General features: G+C 32.2%; 10 protein-coding genes and 1 pseudogene. All 11 read left to right on the plus strand.

What is annotated here, in order from left to right; translation table 11 throughout:
• Positions 1–140: 140 nt before the first annotated feature.
• A pseudogene (locus C7954_RS13010) lies at positions 141–587 on the plus strand (RNA-guided endonuclease TnpB family protein); the annotation flags it as partial.
• A 643-nt stretch (positions 588–1230) separates the two neighbouring features.
• The gene (locus C7954_RS13015; protein WP_134060256.1) at positions 1231–1485 is read left to right on the plus strand and encodes a hypothetical protein; all 255 of its coding nucleotides are present in this window, start codon (positions 1231–1233) and stop codon (positions 1483–1485) included.
• Positions 1482–1637 carry a hypothetical protein gene (locus tag C7954_RS13755; protein WP_166667732.1) on the plus strand — a complete coding sequence of 52 codons (156 nt, stop codon included), beginning with the start codon at positions 1482–1484 and terminating at the stop codon, positions 1635–1637. The genes C7954_RS13015 and C7954_RS13755 overlap by 4 nt, the downstream gene beginning before the upstream one ends.
• A gap of 124 nt (positions 1638–1761) precedes the next feature.
• Entirely contained in the window at positions 1762–1998 is a 237-nt protein-coding gene (locus C7954_RS13970) for a hypothetical protein (RefSeq protein WP_243833693.1), read from the plus strand.
• Between the two features lie 29 nt (positions 1999–2027).
• Positions 2028–3020 carry an ABC transporter permease gene (locus C7954_RS13020; RefSeq protein WP_243833694.1) on the plus strand — a complete coding sequence of 331 codons (993 nt, stop codon included), beginning with the start codon at positions 2028–2030 and terminating at the stop codon, positions 3018–3020.
• A gap of 490 nt (positions 3021–3510) precedes the next feature.
• Positions 3511–3951, plus strand: a complete 441-nt coding sequence (locus tag C7954_RS13025) for a hypothetical protein (protein ID WP_134060258.1) — start codon at positions 3511–3513, stop codon at positions 3949–3951.
• Positions 3952–4227: 276 nt separating this feature from the next.
• Positions 4228–4512, plus strand: coding sequence for an SHOCT domain-containing protein (locus C7954_RS13030; RefSeq protein WP_243833695.1), 285 nt, complete (start codon positions 4228–4230; stop codon positions 4510–4512).
• An 86-nt stretch (positions 4513–4598) separates the two neighbouring features.
• Positions 4599–4988, plus strand: coding sequence for a DUF302 domain-containing protein (locus tag C7954_RS13035; RefSeq protein WP_134060260.1), 390 nt, complete (start codon positions 4599–4601; stop codon positions 4986–4988).
• A gap of 90 nt (positions 4989–5078) precedes the next feature.
• Complete coding sequence (locus C7954_RS13040) at positions 5079–5960, plus strand: hypothetical protein (RefSeq protein WP_134060262.1); 882 nt, start codon at positions 5079–5081, stop codon at positions 5958–5960.
• A 220-nt stretch (positions 5961–6180) separates the two neighbouring features.
• Positions 6181–6795, plus strand: coding sequence for a class I SAM-dependent methyltransferase (locus tag C7954_RS13045; RefSeq protein ID WP_134060264.1), 615 nt, complete (start codon positions 6181–6183; stop codon positions 6793–6795).
• A gap of 85 nt (positions 6796–6880) precedes the next feature.
• The gene (locus C7954_RS13050; RefSeq protein WP_243833696.1) at positions 6881–7150 is read left to right on the plus strand and encodes a hypothetical protein; all 270 of its coding nucleotides are present in this window, start codon (positions 6881–6883) and stop codon (positions 7148–7150) included.
• The last annotated feature ends 468 nt before the right edge of the window (positions 7151–7618 follow it).

The following is a 7618-nucleotide window of genomic DNA, read 5'->3' on the forward strand; positions in this document are numbered from 1 at the left end:
AGGGGGAGGGATTCCTGCATTTTATACAGATTCCTAACCTGACAATTATGATAACTATTAATATTTTTAAAAAAACTATTAGATTTGACGTAACGTAATATTAGTGAGGAGGTGAAAGCATGACAAGCAAAAAAATTATAAGAGAAAAAGGTTCTAATAATTGGTATAAAACTAAAAAGAAATTGGCTAAGGTACATGAAAAAATAGCTAATATTAGATTAGACTTTCTTCATAAGTTTTCAACTAAATTAATTGAGGAAAACCAACTCATAGCAGTTGAAACTTTAGAAGTAAAGAATATGCTTAAAAATTCTAACTTAGCTAAATCAATATCTGATGTTAGCTGGAGTAAATTTATAGAATTATTAACCTATAAAGCTAAATGGTATGGAAGAGATTTGATTAAGATAGACACATTTTTTGCCAGCAGCCAGCTGTGTAATAACTGTGGCTATAAAAATAAAGAAGTTAAAGATCTAAAAATAAGAAACTGGAAATGTCCTGAATGTGGAAAAGTACACGATAGAGATATTAATGCTAGCAAAAACATCTTAGATGAAGGTTTAAAAATACAAAAGGCAAGTTAGAGGATATACTGTTGGGCTAACAGGATTTTAAGCCTGTGGAGATGGTGGATTACCACTTCTAAGAAGCAGGAATCCTCGTGGGCTTGCCCCGAGGAGGGTCAAATACCAATGAGAAGAGATCTTTTGTTTTTAAAGGATATCATTAACGCAATGAATAAAATATTTAGTTATACTGAAAAGATGACAAAAGAAGATTTAAAAAAGATATCTTAACTTTCATGAAATATAATTGATAATAAAATTGAGTCTTGAAATCTTACTGTTTTTTATCAAGAAATAATATATGGTGCCCCCGGTAGGAGTCGAACCTACGCTCAAGGCTTCGGAGAGTTTTGTCGAAGTTCCTTATGCTATTAGATTTTCTTATAATCCCTGTCATAACAGCAACCTAGTGTTGGAAATATCCCATATAGTTGTAAAATACTGTATATTTCACTGCGGTATTTAACGGTGGCTGAGGCTCACTGCGGTGAAATCACGGTGGAAAATAGAATAAAATTAGCATCTCAATTGGAGATGATTTACTCTCAGAGAGGCTTCATTTTGTTCAGTTATTGATGGAGCTTTTCTGGGGGTTTTTGTTTTTATAACTATGGCTTTGTGATATAATAGAAATAGAAAGTAATAAGGGGATGATTTCAAAATGAAATGGAAAGATATTAGAGATGAATATCCTGATAGTTGGATCCTACTAGAAGCGATTGAAGCTCATTCAGACCATGGAAAACGAGTTGTTGATAAAATAGCTGTTCTTGATAAATTTAATAATAGCGAGGAAGCGATGAAAGCTTATAGGGAACTTCACAAGAAGAATCCTGAAAGAGAACTCTATGTTGCTCACACTAAGAATGAAGATCTCGAAATAGAAGAAAGAAAGTGGTTAGGTGTTAGGATATGACTTTAAATCTTAAAATAATTAACAATTTACCTTTTGTAACCATGAAAGTTGAATATAGAGATAAAGAAAAAAGTTTAGATAATGTACTGATAGATACTGGATCTGCCAGCAGTATCCTATCATCGGCAAATTATATGGGGTCTGGAATCTGAGGGCTTTTATAGATGTAGCTCTATTTGCTTTATTAGTTTCTTTTATAGCAAGCATTCCTCCTGCTTACTGGGTAGCTAAAAAAGATCCTGTAGATGCAATTGAAAGGCGTTAGGGGGAGTATAAATGAGATTTTTAAGCAAAATAGCTTTCAAAAATTTAAGTCGTCATAAATTGAGAACTTTTATTTCTATTCTTGCTATTGCTTTTTCTATCATAATTGTTGTTCTGGCAAGAGGCTTTATTTTGGGAATGATTGATTCTCTTTATCGGGATAATATTTATTTTGATTCGGGTCATGTTAAAATTACAGCTCCTGAGTATCAAATAGAAAAAAGAATGCGCCGCTTATTTATCCGGTAGACGGTTGGCAGGACGGAAATTTAGAGCAGATGCTGGCTGATTTTGAAGAATTGGATATTGTAGAACATGTTATTCCCAGAATTAAATTTGGGGCTACAGTTAGTCATGGTGGCGAACTGGTAAGCCTTAACGGCTGGGGAGTTAGACCAGAAAAAGAATTAGAGTTTACAACCATTGAAGATTATATAGCAGAGGGCAGAATGATTGAAGCCGGCAGCCGCGAAATTAATATGGGCAGAGAGCTCTTAAATGAATTAGATCGTAAGGTCGGTGATAGTGTCACAATTTTATATAACACAGCCTATAGTTCACTGCAGGGAGCCACCTTTAAAATAGTGGGCCGGATTGAAAGTGGTCTCCAGCTTTTAAATGAAATTGTCTTTTACCTGCCGCTTGAAACAGCCCAGAGATTATTATATATGGACGGAGAGCTTACAGAGCTGCTTCTGGCTGGAGAAAACAGAGACTCTGCTGATTTAATCCTGAAGCAGACAGAAGAATTAATCGCCCAGAATGAGTCTGCAGCAAAATATGAGGCTCTAACTTTTAGGGAAACAAGTGAAATGATCGGTTATATGGATATGGCCAAAAATGTTTATAATGCAATTTACGTTTTACTGGTTGGTCTGGCTGCGATAGTTGTGGTTAACACGATGATCATGATTGTCAATGAGCGGAGAAAAGAAATTGGAATGATGGAAGCACTGGGACTGGAAAAGAAAAACATCATTCAGTTATTTTTAATTGAAGGAGCAATTATGGGCTTTATTGGCAGCCTTTTTGGAGCAGTTATTGGCAGTTTTCTGCTTAACTATCTGGCTCAAACAGGAATTGACTTTGCCTCTGCTGTTAGTGGTATTGATGCCAGTGTACTTTACAGTTCGACAATTTATCCGAGATCGTCTTTAGGCAACACTGTTTTTTCATTTTTTCTTGGTCTAATTGTGATTTCTATTTCAACAATAATCCCGGCCAGGAAAGCAGCTAAATTAGAACCAACTGAGGCTATGGAATCTAGATAATTATACTGCCTGTATTAGCTAAGTAATTAAAAAAAATAGAAATTTGAGATGATTTACCCTCAGAGAAACTTCATTTTGTTCAGTAAATAATGGAGCTTTTCTGGGGGTTTTATTTTTAGAGCCGTCGCTTTTTGATATTATACTACAAGTATTAAAAAAGAATTATTTTAGTGGTGTAAAGATATTAGAGATAAATAATGGATTTTGTTCCATGGTCAGCAATAATGTTGCCTGACTAAGTTAAATTTTATTAGTAAAACATTAAACATAAATTTTCATGTTTATTATCTATAATATATATTGAGTTGTTATTTGATGTGAATTTAAGTTTAAGTAAGGTATTGAGTTTAAGCATTAATAGATTTGGCAGTATGTGCTGGTTCAGTGGCTGATTGGAATGAATTAAATTTAGTGGCTAAACTGTAATAAATAACAGGGGTATAATAAAATTTAATTACTGATTAGTAAAATAATGTGGGAGGGATAAACTTTGAAAAAAACATTGAGATTAATTTTTATTTTTTCAGCTGTAGAACTTATCTTGCATAGCATTTGGGAATATTCTGTCTGTGGTTTATTTTATACAATGGAAGGCCAAAGTTTTATTGAACATCAGTTATTAATGTTCCAGGCAACTATAGGTGATGTTTTTATTGCTTTAGGATTATTTCTAATTTTAGCATTTGTAAACCACCGAAGTAACTGGTTTCTTGAAAGTTGGGAAAGAAAAGATTATGTAATTTCTGCTTTATATTCAGTTTTGATTGCTTTTTATTTTGAAGCTCATGCTTTACATTTAGGACGCTGGGGATATCAAGAAACTATGCCTCTTGTTTATGGTACTTCTATTGCTGTAGTTCCAGTGATTCAACTTGCTCTGCTGCTGCCGCTTGGTTTTATTATAACCAAAAAAATACACTTCAAATTTTAGAATGATAGTTTTCTGAAATATTATTAATTAAGATCAGCTTTAAATTAAGATGACCAGTTTAAATGTAAGCTACTTACTAATAATAGATGTTGAGAAGTGCTATTCTATAATTAGTGTAAAAAGACAATTAAAATTTTTGAAAATTATATACTCTTACTACGTATTTTGATTAATTAATGAAATTCATATTTCCTTCACATTTGGGTATTATAATATAATTAACCAGTTAAGGAAATCTATTAAATATCATCGAAAAAAATTAAAGGAGGCTAAAATATGATGTTTTTATGGGTTATTTTAATTATAGCCGTTATTTATTACTTAGGAAGGGAAAGCGGATATCTCAATCAACATCCTAACAATTATGGTTATAATCAGCACTCGCATCGTTCAAATCACCGGAAAGACCCATCAGATTTTTCTAATAGAAGTAATCATAATCAAGAAAATATAATCGACATTAATAATGACGATCAAGCATTAAAAATTGCTAAAAAGCGATATGCGAAAGGTGAAATAACTAAAAAAGAATTTGAAGAAATAAAGAAAAACTTAGAGTAATATTTTTTTGAGGTTTATATACCCCTACATTGTATAAGTATCAATTGAAAAAATTTAGACATCTAAAAAAATGAAGGAGGCTCATTATGAGTAATTATAGTTTTAGTAAAAAAGTTGATCTGGACTTTAACGAGGCAATTGAAAAGTTAAAAGCTGAGCTGAAGAAAGAAGGATTTGGAATTTTAACAGAAATTGATGTTAAAAAGACTGTCAGAGAAAAACTAGATAAGGATTTTAATAGATATCAAATTCTGGGAGCCTGTAATCCCAATTTTGCTTTTAAAGCTTTAAAAAAAGAAACAGAAATAGGGTTACTTCTTCCCTGCAATGTAATTGTTTATGAGAATGATGCTGGAGAAACAATTGTTGCTGCTGTTGATGCCAGTAAGGCTCTTGGAATTACTGATAACGATCAGCTTAAACCCATAGCAGAAGAGGTGTCTATCAGACTTAAAAGAGTTGTTTCTAAAGTTTAAAATAGTATAGATTTAAACACTGCTTAAAACTATTAAACAAAAAAATAAGCAGAAGCAGAAAAGATGCAGATCAAATAAAGGAGGATAATAATGTTTAATAAAAAGTATTTTGCGGTTTTAATGACACTAACTTTGATTTTCACTCTCTCAGCAGCAGTAATGGCTCACGGTGGAGCTCACGGAGGAACAAATAATAATGGAAATAATAATAACCAGAACTTTAGCCATGGTCCCGGTATGATGGGAACTAACGGTTCTGGCTACGGATCTGGAATGATGAGCAGCGGTTTCAATAATGAATGGAACTCAATCGGCCACCAGTATAATAATATGATGGGTGCTATGATGGGTCACGGAATGATGGGCTTCAATAATTATGGCGATCAAAACGATCGTTTTGGGATGATGAACAATTATAACCAGTTTATGAACGATTATGGTCCCGGAGTTAATAATAGAAATTACAACCCCAATAACACTAATATGGAAAGAGAAGAACTTATTGAATTAAGTCAAGAATTGTTAAAAGAACGTTATGGTGACCAATTTCAAATAGTAGATATGATAGCTTACAGCAATTCCCCGTATTATTTAGTTGTCAGAGAAGAAAATAAAAAGGAGGCAGCTTTTGCGCTAATGTTTGATCCTGTACGCAGAGTTGTTTATCCCGAATATGGACCAAATATGATGTGGAATAGAAATTATGGAATGGCCTTTATGATGGGCTGGAATGACAGAACAAATCGCTCCCAAATTGATAGAGAACAGGCTTTAGAAAACGCTAGAGACTTTGCCAGCAGTAACGGTTTAAGAGTTAAAGATAATGGCTATCAATTCTCAGGTTATTATTCATTTTATGTTGAAAACAATAACCAGCCTGTAGGTCTTGTCAGTGTTAATGCCTATTCTGGTGAAGTCTGGGCTCATAACTGGAACGGTAATTTAATAGAAATTATTGAAGTTAGAAATTGAGTTTAAATATTATGGCTGTGTTGGATAATTAAGAATAATAGATAAATAATTTGAATTTAAAGACAGCATAGTCAAAGCCTTTCGGTTTATAGACTGTGCTGTCTTTTTTAAAAATAATAGTGATAAGATAAGCAATAGATATTATTTAGATTTTATAGTATTTGATATAGTTAGTTAGTACCTTTATAAGGAGTTTTAATTATGAGTAAAAAAAGAAAAAATTAAAAAACGCTATGATCGGATTGCCCCAGTCTATGACTCTTTAGAATATCTAATGGAAAAAGGAAAAATGAAAGACTGGAGGCAGAAACTATGGCAGAAGGTTAAAAAGAAAATAGATAAAGAGAGTATGGCTTTACTTGAGGCAGGAGTTGGAACAGGTAAAAATATTGCATATTATCCGAATGGGATTGAAATTTATGGTATAGATTTCAGCCCAAAAATGATTTCAAAAGCAGAGAAAAAATTAAAAAAACAAAATAAAGAGGCAAAATTACTAGAAATGGATATTCAAAATCTAGATTTTGAGGATAACTATTTTGACCTTATTGTAACTAGCTGTGTATTCTGTTCGGTGCCTGACCCGATAAAAGGACTAGAGGAATTAAAAAGGGTGCTTAAAGAAGATGGCAGAATAATTATGCTGGAGCATATGCGCAGTCAGAATAAATTTATGGGTAAAATGATGGACCTGTTTAACTGGGTTAGCCTCTACACCTGGGGAGCAAATATTAATCGTAGAACTATAGAAAATATAAAAAAAGCCGGACTTGAACCGGTTGAAGTCAATGACCTTATGTCTGATATTGTCAAAGAGATAGAACTCAAAAAATAATCTAATCTTGACAAAAACACTAGGTAATGCTATCATAAATTATACCGTCTACATGTATAGTGTATATAACAGGAGTTGTAAAAATATGAAAAAGACAATTATTATAGAAGGAATGCCATGTGAACACTATGAAATGAATACTAAAGAAGAATTAGAAAAAATTGATTGTATTGTATCTGTAAAAGCTGATTCTGAAAAATGTGAGGCGGTTGTAGAGTTAGAAAAAGAGGTAACAGAATTCGAATTTAAAGTAGTGTTAAAAAAGCTGATTATAAGTATATTAAAGATGTATAAGGTTAAAAATTTTAATCTAAATATACATGGCAGGGGTATAATATTTAAACTCGGAAGGTAGACTCCATTGGAAGAATTAGCTACTGTAGCTAAAAACAAAAAGAATAAGTGACTAAATCTAAAATATAGAATAATATTTACTTTAGTTGTTGAAACTGTTTTTAGAAAACTAAAAAATAAGAAGATATATTTTGTACACTAGGATGATGAGGTAATCGATGAATTGATGGGGGTTCTGGCAAAGTTTACTGATTAAAACTCTATTAAAGAGCCATAATTCTTAAAATAGCTTGATATTTCATTCATTATATCGTATTATTCAGATACAGTGATGTATTTCAAGATTGGAGGTCAAAAATGTCTTTTTTCATAGGCAAAGAAAAGCTGATATTTTAAATACTGAAAGAAATGGACTGTAGAGAAACTATTATGTTATTAACTCAAACTTCGCACATAAATAACCCTTTTGCACCTTGAAATTTCAATATTTAGCAGAATTTAAGTAATGTGATTTTACTGTTTTAAGCAG

Source organism: Halanaerobium congolense, assembly GCF_004366375.1.
Classification (GTDB): Bacteria; Bacillota; Halanaerobiia; order Halanaerobiales; family Halanaerobiaceae; genus Halanaerobium; species Halanaerobium congolense.

Bases quoted from the DNA above. Each gene is read 5' to 3' on its own strand.
- C7954_RS13015 (WP_134060256.1), top strand. From the start codon at position 1,231: ATGAAATGGAAAGATATTAGAGATGAATATCCTGATAGTTGGATCCTA.
- C7954_RS13020 (WP_243833694.1), top strand. From the start codon at position 2,028: ATGCTGGCTGATTTTGAAGAATTGGATATTGTAGAACATGTTATTCCC.
- C7954_RS13970 (WP_243833693.1), top strand. From the start codon at position 1,762: ATGAGATTTTTAAGCAAAATAGCTTTCAAAAATTTAAGTCGTCATAAA.
- C7954_RS13050 (WP_243833696.1), top strand. From the start codon at position 6,881: ATGAAAAAGACAATTATTATAGAAGGAATGCCATGTGAACACTATGAA.
- C7954_RS13040 (WP_134060262.1), top strand. From the start codon at position 5,079: ATGTTTAATAAAAAGTATTTTGCGGTTTTAATGACACTAACTTTGATT.
- C7954_RS13030 (WP_243833695.1), top strand. From the start codon at position 4,228: ATGATGTTTTTATGGGTTATTTTAATTATAGCCGTTATTTATTACTTA.
- C7954_RS13035 (WP_134060260.1), top strand. From the start codon at position 4,599: ATGAGTAATTATAGTTTTAGTAAAAAAGTTGATCTGGACTTTAACGAG.
- C7954_RS13755 (WP_166667732.1), top strand. From the start codon at position 1,482: ATGACTTTAAATCTTAAAATAATTAACAATTTACCTTTTGTAACCATG.